General features: G+C 74.3%; 12 protein-coding genes. 8 read left to right on the top strand and 4 right to left on the bottom strand.

What is annotated here, in order from left to right; translation table 11 throughout:
- Window positions 1-173 precede the first annotated feature (173 nt).
- Window positions 174-1,769, bottom strand: a complete 1,596-nt coding sequence (locus tag ACWEO5_RS26605) for a PucR family transcriptional regulator (RefSeq protein WP_452164762.1) — start codon at window positions 1,767-1,769, stop codon at window positions 174-176.
- A 283-nt stretch (window positions 1,770-2,052) separates the two neighbouring features.
- Between ACWEO5_RS26605 and ACWEO5_RS26600 the strand changes: the two genes are divergently transcribed.
- The 5 genes from ACWEO5_RS26600 (at window position 2,053) to ACWEO5_RS26580 (ending at window position 8,650) form a co-directional block, all read left to right on the top strand.
- On the top strand, window positions 2,053-2,940 hold the full coding sequence (locus ACWEO5_RS26600) for an FAD binding domain-containing protein (protein WP_452164761.1): 888 nt from the start codon (window positions 2,053-2,055) through the stop codon (window positions 2,938-2,940).
- The gene (locus ACWEO5_RS26595) at window positions 2,937-3,422 is read left to right on the top strand and encodes a (2Fe-2S)-binding protein (RefSeq protein ID WP_033256032.1); all 486 of its coding nucleotides are present in this window, start codon (window positions 2,937-2,939) and stop codon (window positions 3,420-3,422) included. The genes ACWEO5_RS26600 and ACWEO5_RS26595 overlap by 4 nt, the downstream gene beginning before the upstream one ends.
- A complete protein-coding gene (gene pucD, locus ACWEO5_RS26590) occupies window positions 3,419-5,779 on the top strand; it encodes a xanthine dehydrogenase subunit D (RefSeq protein WP_452164760.1) in 2,361 nt (786 codons plus the stop codon). Before ACWEO5_RS26595 ends, pucD begins: the two co-directional genes overlap by 4 nt.
- A gap of 188 nt (window positions 5,780-5,967) precedes the next feature.
- A complete protein-coding gene (locus tag ACWEO5_RS26585) occupies window positions 5,968-7,431 on the top strand; it encodes an NCS2 family permease (RefSeq protein WP_452164759.1) in 1,464 nt (487 codons plus the stop codon).
- Window positions 7,432-7,501: 70 nt separating this feature from the next.
- Complete coding sequence (locus ACWEO5_RS26580) at window positions 7,502-8,650, top strand: XdhC family protein (RefSeq protein ID WP_452164758.1); 1,149 nt, start codon at window positions 7,502-7,504, stop codon at window positions 8,648-8,650.
- A gap of 86 nt (window positions 8,651-8,736) precedes the next feature.
- Here the strand turns inward: ACWEO5_RS26580 and ACWEO5_RS26575 are convergent, their stop codons facing one another.
- Window positions 8,737-8,940 (bottom strand): hypothetical protein, encoded by a 204-nt coding sequence (locus tag ACWEO5_RS26575; protein WP_452164757.1) that lies wholly within the window; start codon window positions 8,938-8,940, stop codon window positions 8,737-8,739.
- Between the two features lie 340 nt (window positions 8,941-9,280).
- Between ACWEO5_RS26575 and ACWEO5_RS26570 the strand changes: the two genes are divergently transcribed.
- Together ACWEO5_RS26570 and ACWEO5_RS26565 are read left to right on the top strand one after the other, a co-directional pair.
- The gene (locus ACWEO5_RS26570) at window positions 9,281-10,075 is read left to right on the top strand and encodes an AfsR/SARP family transcriptional regulator (RefSeq protein WP_452164756.1); all 795 of its coding nucleotides are present in this window, start codon (window positions 9,281-9,283) and stop codon (window positions 10,073-10,075) included.
- The gene (locus ACWEO5_RS26565) at window positions 10,072-14,094 is read left to right on the top strand and encodes a BTAD domain-containing putative transcriptional regulator (protein ID WP_452164755.1); all 4,023 of its coding nucleotides are present in this window, start codon (window positions 10,072-10,074) and stop codon (window positions 14,092-14,094) included. The genes ACWEO5_RS26570 and ACWEO5_RS26565 overlap by 4 nt, the downstream gene beginning before the upstream one ends.
- Before the next feature lie 316 nt (window positions 14,095-14,410).
- Here the strand turns inward: ACWEO5_RS26565 and ACWEO5_RS26560 are convergent, their stop codons facing one another.
- On the bottom strand, window positions 14,411-15,571 hold the full coding sequence (locus ACWEO5_RS26560; protein WP_452164754.1) for a Dyp-type peroxidase: 1,161 nt from the start codon (window positions 15,569-15,571) through the stop codon (window positions 14,411-14,413).
- Between the two features lie 61 nt (window positions 15,572-15,632).
- On the opposite strand from ACWEO5_RS26560, the gene ACWEO5_RS26555 reads away from it, so the two are divergent.
- Window positions 15,633-16,937 (top strand): right-handed parallel beta-helix repeat-containing protein, encoded by a 1,305-nt coding sequence (locus ACWEO5_RS26555; protein ID WP_452164753.1) that lies wholly within the window; start codon window positions 15,633-15,635, stop codon window positions 16,935-16,937.
- A 48-nt stretch (window positions 16,938-16,985) separates the two neighbouring features.
- Here the strand turns inward: ACWEO5_RS26555 and ACWEO5_RS26550 are convergent, their stop codons facing one another.
- The gene (locus ACWEO5_RS26550) at window positions 16,986-17,771 is read right to left on the bottom strand and encodes a hypothetical protein (protein WP_452164752.1); all 786 of its coding nucleotides are present in this window, start codon (window positions 17,769-17,771) and stop codon (window positions 16,986-16,988) included.
- Between the last annotated feature and the right edge of the window lie 4 nt (window positions 17,772-17,775).

Raw genomic sequence — 17,775 nt, 5'->3', positions numbered from 1 at the left:
AGACGCACATGGCGGCGATCTTCGCGGACACCCGACCGCGAAGATCACAGCCACTGGATCACGCCACGCAGTTGATCAATTACCCCACACTTTCTGAGGCGCCGCGCGCACGGGCGGGGGCCCGGGGACCGGTCGGTCCCCGGGCCCCCGCCCGTTCCGCGTTCCGTCGCGGCTCAGGAGAGCTCCAGGGCGAGGTAGAAGTCGACCCGGTCCTCCAGTCGGGAGAGGTCGCGGCCGGTGAGCTCCTCGATCCGGCCGATGCGGTAGCGCAGGGTGTTGACGTGGACGTGCAGTTGGGCGGCGCAGCGGGTCCAGGAGCCGTCGGAGCGGAGGAAGGCTTCGAGGGTGCGGACCAGGTCGGCCTGGTGTTCGAGGTCGTAGGCGATGACCTTGTCGAGCAGGCGGCTGCGGAAGGCGCGGCGGACCTCGTCGGGGACGGCGGCCAGCAGCAGGACGTGCGAGGCGAGCTCCTCGGGGCCGGCGACGCAGACCCGGCCGACCCGGGCGGCGGCGATCCGGCGGGCGTGCCGGGCCTCTTCGAGGGCGCCGCGCAGGCCGCCGGACTCGGCGGCGGGGGCGCAGACGCCGACGGTGATCCGGCCCTCGGAGCCGAGGCCGGCCTCCAGTGGGGCGAGCAGCGCGCGGACGGCGTCGGCGGGGACGGGGGCGTCCAGGGCCGGGAGGACGACGACGGCGCCGGTGGGGCCGAGGGCGGCGACCAGGGCGCGGTCGGTGGCGCCGGCCAGCGCTTCTTCGAGGATCGGGCGCAGCGCGCCGTCGGGCAGTCCGGTGGCGTCGGCGGACAGGACGAGCCACTGCGGGCCGGGCCCGGAGGTCTCGGTGGAGCCCTCGTAGCGGGCGGCCATGGTGGTGGACGCCTGGAGGGCGCGGCCGATCTCGGCGGGGTCGGCGTCGCGCTGGAGCAGGGTGAGCACCTCGTCGGCGATCCGGCGGCGCAGTCGGCGGCCCTCGTCGCGGCGGGTGCGCTCGGCGGCGACCAGCCGGGCCAGGTTCTCGGCGAGCCGCTGGCGCCCCGGGGTCCACTCGGTGACGTCGCCGGCGACGGCGAGGATCCAGTCGGCGAGCGGGGTGTCGGCGTCCCGGCCGTCGGCGGCGGCGGGCAGCAGCGAGTAGGGGCCGGTGGCCAGGCGGACCCGGTGCGGGGGGCGGCGGCGCTGGCGCTGGGCGGCGAGGTGGGCGCGGGCGAGCTGGTCGCGGTCGGCGGGCGGCAGGTGCTCGGCGGGTCCGGCGACGACGCGCCCGGTGGGGGTGAGGACCCAGCAGTCGAGGTCGAGGTCGCCGCCGAGCAGGTCGAGGACGGCGTCGAGGCCGCCGGCGCCGGCGGCGGAGACCAGCAGCCGGTGCCGGTCGACCAGGGCGGCGAGGTCGGCGGCGCGGTCGGCGGAGACCTGGCGGCCGACGTACTCGGTGACGGCGCCGAAGGCGACGTCGTCGGGGACGGCGAGCAGCGGCAGGCGGTGGCGGCGGCAGGCTTCGGCGAGGTCGGCGGGGACGGGGCCGACCTCGACCTCGCCGGCGCCGAGGGCGGCGGCGCCCGCGGTGACGATGGTGCGCACGAAGCGCTCGGAGTCGGCGGGGGCGGTGCGCCAGAGCATGCCGGTGAGGACGAGTTCGCCGCCGTGCAGGTAGCGGCCGGGGTCCTGGAGGTCGGTGGTCATCACTCCGGTGACCTGCCGGTCGAGTTCGTCCTCCCCGGCGAGCAGCCGCAGTCGGGGGGCGCCGGGGGCGAGCAGGTCACGGACGCGCATGGGCTGCCCTTCTTGGTCTGTGAGGGTGGGACCGCGGGGTGGAACGGCCCAGTGTGCACGAGCCGGGCTGGAGGATCGTCCACCTTAGAGGAACGTACAGGACGGTGGTACGGGGCACCGGCGGGCCTCATGCCATCGGTGACTGCCAGTGGCCCCCGTCACAGCGGTTCACTTGCCAACACGCCGCCGGGCTGCACCGCGGTGACCGATCGGGCCCCGGCCCCGGCCACCGGCAAGGGCGCAGTGCCCGCGTCCGTCGGCGCCGACTTGAGGAGTTACCCGCATGGAGTTCCTTCGGCCCGCCACCTGGGACGAGGCACTCGCGGCGAAGGCCGAGCACCCCACCGCGCTGCCGATCTCCGGCGGCACGGACGTCATGGTCGAGATGAACTTCGACGTGCACCGGCCATCCGCGATCCTCGACCTGAACCGCATCACCGAGCTCACCGAGTGGACGGACGACGGCGCCGTCGTCCGGCTGGGCGCGGCGGTGCCGTACGCCCGGATCATCGAGGAGCTGTCGGGGCCGCTGCCCGGCCTGGCGCTGGCCGCGCACACGGTCGGCTCGCCGCAGATCCGCAACCGCGGCAGCGTCGGCGGCAACCTGGGCGCGGCCTCGCCGGCCGGCGACTCGCACCCGGCGCTGCTGGCGGCGGGCCGGGACGTGTTCGTGGAGGCGCACTCGGTGCGCGGGTCGCGGCTGATCCCGATCGACGACTTCTACGTCGGCGTGAAGCGCAACGGCCTGGAGCCGGACGAGCTGATCCGCGCGGTGCGGATCCCGGTCGCGGACGGGCCGCAGCAGTTCTCGAAGATCGGCACCCGCAACGCGATGGTGATCGCGGTCTGCGCGTTCGGCTTCGCGCTGCACCCGAAGGACGGCACGGTCGGCACCGGCATCGGCTCGGCCGCGCCGACGCCGCGCCGGGCGGTGGCGGCCGAGGAGTACCTGCGGGGGGTGCTCGCCGAGCGCGGCCTGTGGGAGTCCGGCGAGCTGCTGGGCCCGGAGGTGGTGCGGCGCTTCGGCGAGCTGGTGAAGGACGCGGCCTCGCCGATCGACGACGTCCGGGGCACCGCCGACTACCGGCGGCACGCGCTGGCCGTGATGGCCCGGCGCACCCTGACGTGGTGTTGGAACGACTATCGCAAGCAGATCAGGAGCGCGGCATGAGGGTCACGTTCAGCGCGAACGGCAAGCCGGTGGAGGCCGACGACGTGTGGGAGGGCGAGTCCCTGCTGTACGTCCTGCGCGAGCGGGTCGGCCTGCCCGGGTCCAAGAACGCCTGCGAGCAGGGCGAGTGCGGCTCGTGCACGGTCTACCTGGACGGGGTGCCGGTGTGCTCCTGCCTGGTGGCGGCGGGCCAGGTGCAGGGCCGCGAGGTGCGCACCGTGGAGGGCCTGGCCGGCGAGGACGGCGAACTGGGCCTGGTCCAGCAGGCGTTCGTGGACGCGGGCGCCGTGCAGTGCGGCTTCTGCACCCCCGGCCTGCTGGTGCAGACCGACGCCCTGCTGGCCGCGGACCCGCAGCCGTCCGACACCGACATCCGCGAGGCGCTGTCGGGCAACCTGTGCCGCTGCACCGGCTACGAGAAGATCATGGACGCGGTGCGGCTGGCCTCGGCCCGCACGTGTGCCCGGGGGGCCGAGAAGTGAGCGCGCGCACGATCCAGGGCCAGAAGAACCTGCAGAAGATCAACCAGGCGTCCAAGGACGGCATCGGCGGCTCCCCGCTGCGCCCGGACGGCACGCTGAAGGTGAAGGGCGAGTTCGCCTACTCCTCCGACCTGTGGCACGAGGACATGCTGTGGGGCACCGCGCTGCGCTCCCCGCACCCGCGCGCCGACATCCGGTCGGTCGACGTCTCGGAGGCGCTCGCCGTCCCCGGCGTGTACGCGGTGCTCACCCACGAGGACATCCCCGGCGAGAAGTACTACGGCCTGGAGATCGCCGACCAGCCGGCCCTGGCGATCGACAAGGTCCGCTACCACGGCGAGGCGATCGCCCTGGTCGCCGCCGACCACCCGGAGACGGCCCGCCGCGCGGTGAAGAAGATCAAGGTCGAGTACGAGGTGCTCACCCCGATCACCACCGAGGAGCAGTGCCTCGACCCGGAGACCCACGGCTACGTGCACGAGCCGCACGAGTACAAGTCGCACGCGTACGGCAACGTCTGCCACGAACAGCGGCTGGTCTCCGGCCTGGGCGTCACCGACGAGGTGCGGGCGCTGGCGGACGTGGTCGTGTCCGGCGAGTACGAGGTCGGCATGCAGGACCAGGCGTTCCTGGGCCCGGAGTCCGGCCTGGCGGTGCCCGCCGAGGACGGCGGGGTCGACCTGTACGTCGCCACCCAGTGGCTGCACGTGGACCGCCAGCAGATGGCGCCCGTCCTGGACCTGCCGCTGGAGAAGGTCCGGCTGACGTTGGCCGGGGTGGGCGGCGCGTTCGGCGGCCGCGAGGACCTGTCGATGCAGATCCACGCCTGCCTGCTGGCGCTGCGCACCGGCAAGCCCGTCAAGATCGTCTACGCCCGGGACGAGTCGTTCTTCGGGCACGTGCACCGCCACCCGGCGCGGATGCGCTACGAGCACGGCGCCACCCGCGACGGGAAACTGGTCTTCGCCGACTGCCGGATCGTGCTGGACGGCGGCGCCTACGCCTCCGCCTCCCCCGCGGTGGTCGGCAACGCCGCCTCGCTCGGCCACGGCCCGTACGTCATCCCGAACGTGCGGATGCACGCGATCGCGCTGTACTCCAACAACCCGTCCTGCGGGGCGATGCGCGGCTTCGGCGCGGTGCAGGCCGCGTTCGGCTACGAGTCGCAGATGGACAAGCTGGCCGAGGCGCTCGGGATGGACCCGGTCGAGCTGCGGCAGCTGAACGCCGTCACCCAGGGCGACCGGATGCCGACCGGGCAGGAGATCGACGCGCCCGCGCCGGTCGCCGAACTGCTGCAGCGGGTCAAGGACATGCCGCTGCCGCCGCCGCTCGACCTGGAGCACCTGGACGTGCGCACCCTGCCGGGCGCGCTGTCCAACACCTCGCACGGCGAGGGCATCGTGCGCGGCGTCGGCTACTCGGTGGGCATCAAGAACGTCGGCTTCTCCGAGGGCTTCGACGACTACTCCACCGCCCGGGTCCGGCTGGAGGTGATCGGCGGCGAGCCGGTCGCCATGGTGCACACCGCGATGGCCGAGGTCGGCCAGGGCGGCGTCACCGTGCACGCCCAGATCGCCCGCACCGAGCTGGGCGTCGAGCAGGTCACCATCCACCCGGCCAACACCGAGGTCGGCTCGGCCGGCTCCACCTCCGCCTCCCGGCAGACGTACATGACCGGCGGCGCGGTGAAGCTCGCCGCCGAGGCGGTCCGGCACGAGCTGCTGGAGCGCGGGCGGCACCGCTACGGCTGGACGCAGGACGACCTGTCGCTGGCCGGCGGCAAGGTGGTCTCCGCCTCGGCCGGGGTGCTGATCCCGATCGTCGACCTGCTCGGCGAGGACGCCGTCGAGCAGACCCGCGAGCACCACCACCGCCCCACCGTCCCGTTCGACAAGGAGACCGGGCAGGGCTTCGGCCACGTCCAGTACACCTTCTGCGCCAACCGCGCCGTGGTCGACGTGGACGTCGAACTCGGCCTGGTCAAGGTGGTCGAGCTGACGGCCGTGCAGGACGTCGGCAAGGCGCTCAACCCGCTCTCGGTGGTCGGCCAGATCCAGGGCGGCTGCACCCAGGCGCTGGGCCTCGCGGTGATGGAGGAGATCGTGCTGAAGGACGGCAAGGTGCGCAACGCCTCCTTCACCGACTACCTGATCCCCACCATCCTGGACACCCCGCCGATCCCGGTGCAGATCCTCGAACTCCCCGACCCGCACGCCCCGTACGGGCTGCGCGGCGTCGGCGAGGCGCCCACCGTCTCCGCCACCCCGTCGATCGTCGCGGCCATCCGCCAGGCCACCGGCAAGGCGCTCACCCGCATCCCGGTGCGGCCGGAGCACCTGACCGACACGCTCTGAACGTTCCCCGGGGGCGGCGTCCCGCTCTTCCCCGCCGCCCCCGGGGTCCCGCCGTCCCGCCACGCCGGGCGAGGCGGCCGCACCACCCCCACCACCCGTGAGTCGAACCAGTCCCCCTGCCTACCCCACCTGACGGGCATTCAGGTCGGCTCGCCCACCCCAACCCCCTATGAACCTTGGGAGTGGACATGTCCCGGACCTCCACGGAGCCCGGCCCCACCGAAGAAGCGGCGCCCACCGCACCGGAAACACCCCCGCGCGGCGCCCTCGACGCCTACTTCAAGATCTCGGCGCGCGGCTCGACCCTGGGCAACGAGATCCGCGGCGGTCTCACCACCTTCATGGCGATGGCCTACATCGTCCTGCTCAACCCGATCATCCTGAGCGGCGCGGACGTCACCGGCGCGAAGCTGGGCCACGCCCAGCTGACCACCGCCACCGCGCTGGCCGCCGCCGTCACCACGATCCTGATGGGCGTGGTCGGCAACGTGCCGCTGGCGGTCGCGGCCGGCCTGTCCGTCTCCGGCGCGATATCCGCGCTGGTGGTGCCGCACACCACCTGGGCGCAGGCGATGGGCCTGTGCGTGCTCTACGGCCTGCTGATCGTGCTGCTGGTGGTCTCCGGGCTGCGCGAGAAGATCATGAACGGGATCCCGCTGCCGCTCAAGCACGCCATCACCATCGGCATCGGCCTGTTCGTGGCGATCATCGGCTTCTACAAGGCCGGGTTCGTGCACACCGGCGGCCCCACCCCGCTCTCGCTCGGCCCGTTCGGCGAGCTGCGGGGCTGGCCGGTGCTGATCTTCGCACTCACCCTGCTGACCGTCTTCGTGCTGCTGGCCCGGGGCGTCCGGGGCGCGATCCTGATCGGCATCGCGGCCGGCACCGCGGTCGCGCTGGTGGTGAACCAGGCGGCCGGGCTGACCGCGGCGGACTGGGGCGGCTCGACGCCGACCTGGCCCGGATCGCCGGTCGCCGCGCCCGACTTCGGGCTGTTCGGGCACGTCGACCTGTTCGGCGCGTTCGGCTCGCACGGGCTGGGCGCGATCAGCGCCTCGGTGGCCGTGTTCACCCTCGTCCTGGCCGGCTTCTTCGACGCGATGGCCACCATCATCGGCGTCGGCACCGAGGCCGGGCTCGCCGACGCCAAGGGCCGGATGCCCGGCCTGTCCAAGGCGCTGTTCGTCGACGGCGCGGGCGGCGCGATCGGCGGCGTGGCCGGCGCGTCCGGGCAGACCGTGTTCGTCGAGTCGGCCACCGGCGTCGGCGACGGCGCCCGCACCGGCCTGGCCTCCACCGTCACCGGCGGCGTGTTCGCGCTGATGCTGTTCTTCTCGCCGGTCGCCGCGGTGGTGCCGGTGCAGGTCGCCTCCGCCGCGCTGGTGGTGATCGGCTCGATGATGATGAGCCAGGCCCGGTACATCGACTGGTCGGACCGCGAGGTCGCCATCCCCGCGTTCCTGACCTGCGTGGTCATGCCGTTCACGTACAGCATCACGGCCGGCGTCGCGGCCGGCGTCGTCTCGTACACCGTCATCAAGGCGGGCACCGGCAAGTGGCGCGAGCCCGGCCCGCTGATGTGGATCCTGACCGGCGTGTTCGTCGTGTACTTCGCGATCGTCCCGATCAAGTCCTGGCTGGGCGTCCACTGACGCCTCCGCCCCCACCGCCGCCCCGCCGAACCCTCCGGCGGGGCGGCACCGCCCGCTGCGAGGAGTTCCCGTGCACGACATCGCCGCCCAGCTGCACACCTGGCACGCCGCCGGACGCCCCTACGCGGTGGCCACCGTGGTCGGCGTCTCGGGTTCCGCCCCGCGCGAACCCGGCGCGGCCCTGGCCGTCGACGCGGACGGCGAGGCGGTCGGCTCGGTCTCCGGCGGCTGCGTCGAGGGCGCCGTGTACGAGCTGTGCCGGGCCGCACTGGAGAGCGGCGCCCCCGTGCTGGAGCGCTTCGGCTACAGCGACGAGGACGCCTTCGCCGTCGGCCTGACCTGCGGCGGCCTGCTCGACGTCTTCGTCCAGCCGGTCACCCCCGGCGCGGACCCCGGCCTGGACGCGGCCGTCGCCCACGCCGCCTCCGGCGCGCCCGTCGCGGTGGCCCGGATCGTCGACGGCCCGCCCGCCCTGCTCGGCGGCACCCTCGCCGTCACCGCGGACGCCCACCACGGCTCGTTCGCCTCCCTCCGGCTGGAGCGCGCCGCCGTCACCGAGGCCCGCGCGATGCTCTCCGCCGGGCGCACCGGCCGGCTCCTGCTCGGGCTGGACGGCCGCCCCTGCGACCCCTCCGCCGAGCAGACCGTCACCGTCTTCGTCGAGGCGTACGTGCCGCCGCCGCGGATGCTCGTCTTCGGCGCGATCGACTTCGCCTCCGCGGTGGTGCGGATCGGCAAGTTCCTCGGCTACCACGTCACGGTCTGCGACGCCCGGCCGGTGTTCGCCACCGCGCGCCGCTTCCCCGAGGCGGACGAGCTCGTCGTCGACTGGCCGCACCGCTACCTCGACACCCAGCTGGAGAGGCTCGACGGCCGCAGCGTGCTGTGCGTCCTCACCCACGACGCCAAGTTCGACGTCCCGCTGCTGGAGCGCGCCCTGCGGCTGCCGGTCGGCTACGTCGGCGCGATGGGCTCCCGCCGCACCCACCGCGAGCGCGCCGCCCGCCTGCGCGAAGTCGGCCTCACCGAAGCCGAGCTGGCCCGCCTGCACTCCCCCATCGGCCTCGACCTCGGCGCCCGCACCCCCGAGGAGACCGCCGTCGCCATCGCCGCCCAACTCGTCGCCGAGGCCCGCGGCGGCTCCTGCCTCCCGCTCTCCGCCACCGGCGGCCCGATCCACCACGCTCCGGTCGGCCCGGCCCCCTCGCGGGCGGCCTGACCGAACGGTTCCGGCCCCGCCACCGAAGTGGCGGGGCCGGATCTGCGTCTCCTCCTCGCTCCTCCCACCCGTCAACGGGCCGGGCGTCAGCCCGACGGGCCCACCGGGGTGGTGACCACGGAGAACGCGATCAGGATGGTGGGCAGGACGCCGAGCAGGGTGGCGACGACCACCAGCACGGCGACCTGTCGCCGGTTGTCCCGGAGCACCCTGACGAGGAATCCGACGAGCAGGAAGAAGGCCAGGGCGATGGCCCCGGCCGCCAGGACGACGATCGGTTGTACTTGCACGGGAGAGTCCCTTCGAGGTGAATGCCCAGTCCGGCTCCAGCGGTGGACGGCGAGGCGGCCCCGAACGCGTGCCCTGGTAGGTGGGCGGGAGATCCCTTTCACACACCGCTGGTCATCTGACGCTAACTCAGCTGACCTGCGCGGCAACAGGGTTGGGTCGGCGTCCAACAGGAAAGGGCCTCCAGGCTACCACCCCCGAAGGCCCCCACCTGCAACGACGCGGGACTGGGCAAGTCACAGGACGTCTGGACCTACCATGGCCCCTGTTCATAAACGTCCGTCAAATGCCTTTGCTGCAGGAGCACTTAACGATTGCTGAACAGACTGTTAGCCTGGCTGGGTGGGAACGGACTTTCAGTTCTGCTTGCTGGGGCCGGTGGTCGCCCGACGGAACGGCCTGACCACGCCCATCGGACCACCGCAACGACGGGCCCTCCTCGCCGTCCTCCTCCTCGCCCGCTCGCAGGCGGTTCCCGTCGCGCTGATCCGCGAGCGCCTGTGGCCGACCGGCGCACCGGCCACGGCGATCGACGCGATCCAGGTCCACGTCCACCACCTGCGGCGCTGCCTGCAGGAGAACGCCGCAGCCATCCGCCCCGCACCCGACCTGACCGGCTACCCGGGGCACTCGCGCGAGCAGGCCAGCTACGCGCTCCACATCGGCACCCACGCCGTGGACATCCTGGTCTTCGAACAGATGGCCACCAGGGGACGGGAGCTGGAGAAGGGCGGCCGCTACGAAGAGGCCCTGCTCACGTACATCGCGGCCCAGCACTCCTGGCGGGGCCAGCCCCTGTCGGACCTGAGGCCGACCCCTTACATCACGACGGCCCGGCAGGGCCTGCTCGACATCCGCCAGGACGTCCGCACCCGGGCGGCCCGGATGCGGCTGAGGCTGGGGGCGGTCGCCGAGGCCGCGGACGAACTCCGGCAGCTCCACCAGGAGTATCCCGGCGACGTGGGAATCGTCCTGCTGAGGTCACGGGCGCTGTTCATGTCGGACGCGCCCCGGAGGGCACTGGAACTCCTCGACGACGAGGTGCGGAACTGGCAGCAGCAGTACGCGCGCACTCCCGAGCAACTGCTGCGCCAGCGCGAGCAGGTGCTCCTCGGTTCCCTGGAGCAGATGTGGTGAAGGTCGAAGCCCGACTGCTGGGACCAGTGGCCCTGACCGTCGACGGCGCGCCCCTCGGCATCGCCAGCGCCAAGGTGCGGACGCTGCTCGCGGAACTGCTCGCCGCCCCCGGGCAGGCCGTGAGCGTGCAACGGCTCGTCACGAGCCTGTGGGGCGATTCCCCCCCGCCGTCGGCGAGCAGCACCCTGCACGCGTACGTCAGCCGGCTGCGGTCGGCCCTCCGATCGGCCGGCGCCGGTTCCCCCCCGCTCAGGTCCCGTTCCGGCCACTACCTGCTGGAGATCACGCCTTCGTCGGTGGACGCCGTGCGGTTCCGCGCCGCCGTGGAGGACGGGCGCCGGAAGCTGGCTGCCGGACAGCCCGGCCCCGCCCGTGACGGGCTCGACGAGGCGCTGTCGCTCTGGTGCGGTCCGGCCCTGACCGGGATCAGGACGAACGGTCCCCTGGAGGCTTTCCGCCGAGCGCTGGAGGAACTCCAGCTGGAGGCGCGGGCGCTGCGGATCAAGGCCGACCTCCTGCTCGGCGCAGGGGCCGTCGCCATCCCCGAGCTCCGCGCGCTCGTCTCCGAGCACCCGGAGCACCCGGGCCTCCGGGAGCAGCTGGCGCGCGCGTTCGCGGACTCCGGACGCACCTCCGACGCCTGGGCACTCGCCTCGGCGCTGATGCAGGAACCGGAACCCGCCACGGCCGGCCCGGGCACCGCGCTGAGGGACGCGGTGCTTCCCGAGCAGGACCCGACCGCTGCGAGCCGGCCGACCGGACCGCAGGAGCTCCGGATATCGCTGCTGGGACCGGTCCGGGCCTGGCGCGGTGCCACCGAGCTGGCCATCGGCTCCCCCCAGCAGCGGGCGGTCCTGGCCATGCTGGCCGCGAACCCGGGACGAGTGCTGCCGGTCGCGGAGCTCGTCTACGGCCTGTGGGGTTCCTCCGAGCCTCCGCAGGCCGTCGCGGCCATCCGCACCTACGTCTCCCGGCTGCGTGCGGCCCTGGACCACGGACGGCCCGACAACGTCCTGGCGAGCGTCAGCGACGGCTATCTCCTCCGCCTGCCCGAAGGGGCGGTGGACATCGGGGTCTTCCGCAGGATGCGGTCGGACGCCTCCCGCGCCACCACCGACGGCGACCTGGAGCGGGCCGTCCGGACGGGTGCCGCGGGGCTCGCGCTCTGGCGGGGTCCCCGGGCGTTGGAAGGCGTTCCCGGATTCTTCTCGGAGAACTTGGCCTCGCAACTGGCCGAGCAGCGCATCACCCTGCTTGAGGACCTGTTCGCCGGACGGATCGCGCTGGGACGCGGGGCGGACAGCATCGGGGAACTCCAGGAGCTGGCCACCGAACAGCCCCTGCGGGAACGCACGCACGAACTGCTGATGACCGCACTGTACCGAGCCGGCCGGTCTGCCGAAGCCCTGGCCGTCTACCGCCGTGCCCGGCGGCTGCTGAGCACGGAACTCGGCGTCGATCCGGGTCCCCGGCTGAGCGAACTGCACCAGCGGATCCTCGCCCACGACCCCGGGCTGCTGACCGGGACAACGGCCTCCGGCACCACCGGGCCGCACCCGCCCAGGGTCCCGCGCCCCGCGCAACTTCCCCCTGAGACCGCCGACTTCATCGGTCGTGAGCACCTCTTCCAAGATCTGCTGGACAGTCTGCGGAACGGCCCTTCGCACACCGTCGCCGTCACCGCGCTGACCGGGCCGCCCGGGGCGGGGAAGACCGCGCTGGCCCTGCGCACCGCGCACGCCCTCCGGCCGGAGTTCCCCGACGGTCAGCTCTTCGCCCGTCTGCAGGGCGGATCGGTCGATTCCTCGGCCGTCCTGCACGACTTCCTGACCGCACTCGGGGTGGACCGCCCTCCGGACGGACGGGAACAACGCACCGCGATGTTCCGCTCGCTCCTGGCCGGCCGACGCGTGCTCATCGTGCTGGACGACGCCGCGGACAGGCGGCAGGTGGAACCGCTGATCCCGGGGACGCCCGGGAGCGCGGTCCTGATCACCGGCCGGTCCGCCGAGGTCGCACCGCTGGGCACCAGGGCACTGCGGGTCCCCCACTTGACGCCTTCCGAGGGGGTGGAACTGCTCGCGGCGCTCGTCGGCCGGGAGCGGGTGGCGGCCGAGCACAGCACGGCCAGGGCCCTGGTCATCGCCGGGGGCCTCCTGCCGTTCAGCATCCGGTTGTCGGCCTCCTTCCTCCACCGGCATCCGGAATGGCCGCTCGCGAACCTGCTGGACCGGATGCACCTCGGCCGGGCCGCGCCGGACGCGACCGTCGACCGGGGCACCCCGGACGACCCGGACGTCCTGGTGCCGCGAAACGGCCGGGACGCCGCCGAGGACCCCCGGCCGACGACCCCGGGCAAGCCGATCCGCTCCTGGCGTCCGCACGAGCTCGGCATCCACCCGGCCTCGGCGAAATCCGCTCGGACACTCACCAGCTACGTCCGACGCGCCCACGACGAGGCCCTCGCCACCGTGGTGCGGGAGGCCGCCCACGGCACCAGCGGCATGGCGGTCCTGGTCGGATCCGCGGCGACCGGTAAGTCCCGGGCCTGCTGGGAGGCGGTCCAACCACTGGTCGACCTGGGGTGGCGGCTGTGGCAGCCTCCCGAACCGCTCAGTGCCGACAGCTTGCTCCCCGAACTGGGGAACATCGCACCGCGCACCGTGGTGTGGCTCGACGAGGCACAGCGCTGCCTCCCCCTCACCATGGCCGGGGCACGAGTGGCCGTGGCCCTCCGGTCCCTGGTCGAGCGGGCGGACCGCGCACCGGTGCTGGTCCTCGGGACGCTCTGGCCCGAGTACGCCGCCCGGTGCACGGCCCAGCCGCTTCCGGGCGGCCACGACCCCGGTGCTCCGGTCCGTGACCTGCTCGGGAACCGGCTGGTCCCCGTCCCCGACTCCTTCGACGCGGCGGCCCACCGCGCCGCGCGGTCGAAGGCCGCGGCGGGGGACGTGCTCTTGATGGACGCCCTGGCCCACAACCTCGACCACGGGCGGCTGGCCCAGTACCTCTCCGGCGGGCTGGAACTGACGCGGCACTACGAGCAGGCGAGCCCTGCCGCCAGGGCGCTCCTCCGGGCGGCGATGGACGCACGCCGCCTGGGAGTCGGTCTGCTCCCCCAGTCGTTCCTGACGGACGCCGCCGTGGACTACCTCAGCGACCCCGACTGGGAGCGACTGGACGACAACTGGGCCGAGGCCGCCTTCGCCGACCTCACCCGCCCCGTCCGCGGCGGATCGGCACCGCTCCGACGCGCCACTCCCCGTCCGCTCCGCAGACCGTCGGGCCCCCGACCGGCACACCGCACTCCCCCGTCATCGACCGGACCCCTCTACCGCCTCGCCGGGCTCCTCGAACAGCACGGTCGGCTTGAGTACCGCGGCTCGTGCCCGCCGGCCTCGTTCTGGAACGCCGCCTACGACCACCTGGCCCACCCCGAGGACCGCCGCTCCCTCGAACGCGCTGCCCGGATCAGGCACCGCCTGCAGTGGGCCCACCACCTGTCGCCACAGGACGCTCCGGACGAGACCGACCTGGACCCGAACACCCCGCTGCCGGCGATCCGGCTCGCCCGGCAACAGGAGGCCTCGGCGAACTGGGCCCGCGCGGAGGAACTCTTCCGGCAGGCCGCGAACGCCGGCGATCCGAGCGCACTGCCCGGCCTGACACGGCTGCGTCTCGTCGCCGGAGATCGCTCCGGGGCGGAGGAACTGTACCGACGGGCGCTCGACACGGGTGAGGATCACGCTCTGGCCTGCCTCGCGCTGATCCAGGACATGGCCGGAGACCTGGTCGGTGCCGAGTCCCTCGCCCTCCGGGCCAGCGACTCCGGCAACTTCTCCGTCTTCGCGGAGATCGCACTGGCCCGTGCCGCCGACGGAGACCGCACCGGTGCGGAACGGCTCGCGAGAACGGCTCTGGACGCAGGTGACGCCTCAGGCATCCTCACCGCCTACCGGCAGCAGACCTGGCCCGACGGACTGGACCCCGACGGCTCGGCGACACCGGCGTGGCGCTGACCAGCGGGGCAGACCGGTGGGGCAACCGGACGACCGTCTGGACGGCCCTTCCGCCCGGCTACCGGCTGTCGCCGTCGACGCGGGTGTCGGCCGCCCGGCCGGTGACGTCCCGCAGCAGGCCGTCCAGTGGGCCGGGCCGGCACCCACGACCGGCACTCCGCCCCCGGCTCCCTACAGTCCGTCCCCCCGCTGACCGCCCTCCGGCGCCCCCGGCAGCACCCAAGCGATCGCCGAAGCCGTGTGCGCCAGGAACGGCGCGAGCGCGTCGCGTTCGGCGAACCCCCACCCCTCCCGGCCCCCACGGCCAGCGGACCCCTCACAGCCCCTCACCCAACACCCCGCCCTCCCTCACACCCGGCAGCACCCAAGCCACCGCCGAAGCCGTGTGCGCCAGGAACGGCGCGAGCGCGTCGCGTTCGGCGAGGCGGGTCTGGACGCGGGTGAAGAGGGCGGGGTCGGACATGAAGGCGCAGAAGAGCAGGCCGCGGTCGGCGGGGGCGTCGTCGTAGGACCAGCCGCGGCGGAGCATCCGGGCGCCGCCGTCGAGGCGGGGGCTGCTGAGGCGGACGTGGGCGCCGGCGGGGATGACGTAGGAGCCGTCGGGGTGCTTGGCGTAGATGTCGGGGTCGTCGTGCTCGGCGCTGCCGGTGAGCGGGGCGCCGGTGTCGGCCCGGCGGCCCATGGCGAGTTCGCGGCCGTCGGCGGGGAGGGCCGCGAAGGCGGCGGTGTCCATCCGGATCCGGCGGTAGACCAGGACGGTGCCGTCCTGGTGCCAGAGGGCGGGGTCGGCGGGGTCGGGGTTGGCGGTGCCGTCCTTGAAGCCGAACAGGTTGCGCGGGGTCCCGCCGTCGGGGGTGGGCGGCAGGAAGCCGTCCTGCTGCCAGCGGAGGGCGGCGCCCGCGGCGGTGGCGGCGGTGAGCAGGTGCTCGGCCAGGACGCCGGTGGTCCAGGGGTGTTCGGCGCTGACCTGGAGCAGCAGGTCGCCGCCGCCGCGGGCGGGGTCGAGGCGGTCGCCGGGGAAGGCCGGGAGTTCGGCGAGGGTCTCGGGGGCGGGCAGCCGGAGGCGGGCGGCCAGGGCGGGGCCGACCGCGGCGAGCGAGGTGACCGGCGGGGTGCCGGCCAGCCGGGCGTCGGCGAGGGTGCCGTCGGCGGCCCGGGCCAGGACGTCCCCGGTGCCGGCCAGCAGGGTGCGCAGCGCGCCGCGGTCGGCGTCGGCGGGGAGGTCGAGGGCGAGCAGCCGGGTGGCGGGGAGCTGGCGGTGCACGACGCCGCTCTGCCGGGCGCCGTGGAACGGGACGGCTGCGGCGGGCGGCGGCGGGGCGGCGGCGGGCCGGTCCTCGCGGGTGAGCGCGGTGGCGGCACCGGCCCCGGCGGCGCCGGCGGCGAGGGCGGCCCCGGCGGTGAACAGGGTGCGGCGGTCGATCCGGGGCCGGTCCGGCGTGCTGTCGTCCTGCGGGTTCCCCGGTTCGGTGTGCATGGCCGCCATTGCAGACGATAGAACACGTTTCATGCAACTCCGCCTCTCTTCCTTCACGTTGATGACTCGTCAGGCCCGGGCGGGCCGGTTACTGCTGGGTGCGGCGCTGCTGCTGCTCCCGGCGGCGGCCGGGTGCTCCCCGGGCGGTGCGGGCGGTTCCTCGGCCGACCGCCATCCGCCGGGGACGGTGGTCCGGGTGCCGGAGGACTTCCCGACCGTGCAGCGGGCGGTGGACGTCGCGAACCCGGGCGACCTGGTGCTGGTCGGCCCGGGGACGTACCGGGAGAGCGTGCGGATCACCCGGCCGCGGGTGGTGCTGCGCGGGACGGACCGGGGCGCGGTGGTGTTCGACGGCGGGCTGAAGCTGGTCAACGGGATCACCGCGACCGGCGCGGGCAGCGTGGTGGAGAACCTGACCGTGCACGGCTACCTGGCCAACGGCGTGCTGTTCACCGGCGTCACCGACGAGAAGCTGCAGCGGCACGGCGCGGGCGGCTCCGCGTACGACCCGCTGGACACCACCCGCTTCCCCGCCGTGCAGGGCTTCCGGGCGACCCGGGTGACGGCGTACGGGAACGCGCTGTACGGGATCTACGCGTTCGACGCGCGCGGCGGGGTCATCGAGGAGTCGTACGCCTCGGGGCAGGCCGACTCGGGGATCTACGTCGGGCAGTGCAAGCCGTGCGACACCCTGGTGCGGGGCAACACGGTGGAGCGCAACGCGGTCGGGATCGAGATCACCAACGCCTCGGAGAACCTGACCGTGGTGGGCAACCGGGTGGTGGGCAACCGGGTCGGGGTGACGGTCAACTCCAACGACCTGGAGTCGCTGGCGCCGCAGCACGCCGCGGTGATCGCGGGCAACGTGGTGGCGGACAACAACGCGGCGGACTCGCCGGTGCAGGCCGACGGCGGTTTCGGGATCGGCATCGGGATCGGCGGCGGCACCGGCAACCGGGTGGAGCGGAACCTGGTGCGCGGCAACCGGTCGGCGGGCGTGGTGGTGACCGACCCGCCGGGGCACCCCGCCGCGGGCAACCGGGTGACCGGCAACAGCGTCACCGGCAACGGGGTGGACCTGGTCAGTTCGGCGGCCGACCCGAGCAACTGCTTCACCGGGAACGGGCCTTCGACGCAGAGCCCGGACGGCCTGGAGCGGCTGGCGGCCTGCGACGCGACCGGCGCCGGACGCGTCCCGGCCGGGCGGGCGGCCGGGGTGCAGGCCCCGCCCGGGACGGCGTTCAACGCGGTGCCGGTGCCGCCCGCGCAGCCCTCGCTGCCCGACCCGCAGGCCCCGGCGGTGCCCGCCGTCGACCTGCCGGGCCGGGTCGACCCGGACTCCTACCCGCTGCCCACCGGCTCCTGAAGCCATCCCGGCCCGTCCCGGCCCGCCGCCGTCCGCCGCCGCCCGGCCTCAGCCCGCCGTCGCCCAGGGCGCCTCGGGCAGCTTCGCCCCGGCGGACCGCCCGTGGAAATCCAGGGTGGTGGGGGTGCCGATGCCGGGCATCCGCATGGTGACCCGGCGCAGGCCGCCGTCGGCGTCGATCCAGTAGGTGAGCGGCGAGGTGTCACCGGGGCTCCCGCTCCCGCCCCCGGTGGCGGCTCCGCGCGGGCGGGGGCCGGAGATCCGGTCGTGGTCGCGGCCGTCGATCCGGTCCCGGCCGAGCCGGCGCGGTCCGGCCTGGGCGAGCAGCAGCGGGTTGTCGGGGCGGTCGGCGCCGAGCTGGACGGCGAGGTCGAGGCCGGCGTCGAGCGGGTCGGTGCCGTAGGGGCGGGAGGTCCAGCCGGTGCGCGGGACGTGTTCGGCCTGTTCCCAGGGCTGTCCGGTGGCGCCGGCGGGGGCCTTGGCGAGGCCGAGCCCGCCGGCGTCCCAGATCAGCAGTCCTTCGTCGAGGACGCCCCGGGGCCCGGTCACCCGGTAGCTCCCGGCGGCGTGCCGGGTGCGGTAGTCGATCACGCCGTGCACCTCGACGGTCGTCCCGCCGCCCTCCCGGACGGTCAGGTCGACGGCGGCGGGGCTGGTCCCGTACAGGGTGAACCGGGACAGGGCCAGCCGGGACGCCTCCTCGGTGCTGAGCGGCCGGGCGCCGTCCTCGCGGGCGGCGACCCGCCAGGCCGTCACCCCGCCGGCGGCGACCAGAACGGCGGCCAGCACGGCGGCCACCGCGTACCGGCGGCGGTTCTTCTTCTGCTTTGCCACGGCT

This window comes from Kitasatospora sp. NPDC004272 (assembly GCF_053603035.1).
This window is presented reverse-complemented; position numbering and strand designations above follow the sequence as displayed.

Bases quoted from the DNA above. Each gene is read 5' to 3' on its own strand.
- ACWEO5_RS26585 (WP_452164759.1), top strand. From the start codon at position 5,968: ATGTCCCGGACCTCCACGGAGCCCGGCCCCACCGAAGAAGCGGCGCCC.
- ACWEO5_RS26560 (WP_452164754.1), bottom strand. From the start codon at position 15,571: ATGCACACCGAACCGGGGAACCCGCAGGACGACAGCACGCCGGACCGG.
- ACWEO5_RS26595 (WP_033256032.1), top strand. From the start codon at position 2,937: ATGAGGGTCACGTTCAGCGCGAACGGCAAGCCGGTGGAGGCCGACGAC.
- ACWEO5_RS26600 (WP_452164761.1), top strand. From the start codon at position 2,053: ATGGAGTTCCTTCGGCCCGCCACCTGGGACGAGGCACTCGCGGCGAAG.
- ACWEO5_RS26555 (WP_452164753.1), top strand. From the start codon at position 15,633: ATGACTCGTCAGGCCCGGGCGGGCCGGTTACTGCTGGGTGCGGCGCTG.
- ACWEO5_RS26605 (WP_452164762.1), bottom strand. From the start codon at position 1,769: ATGCGCGTCCGTGACCTGCTCGCCCCCGGCGCCCCCCGACTGCGGCTG.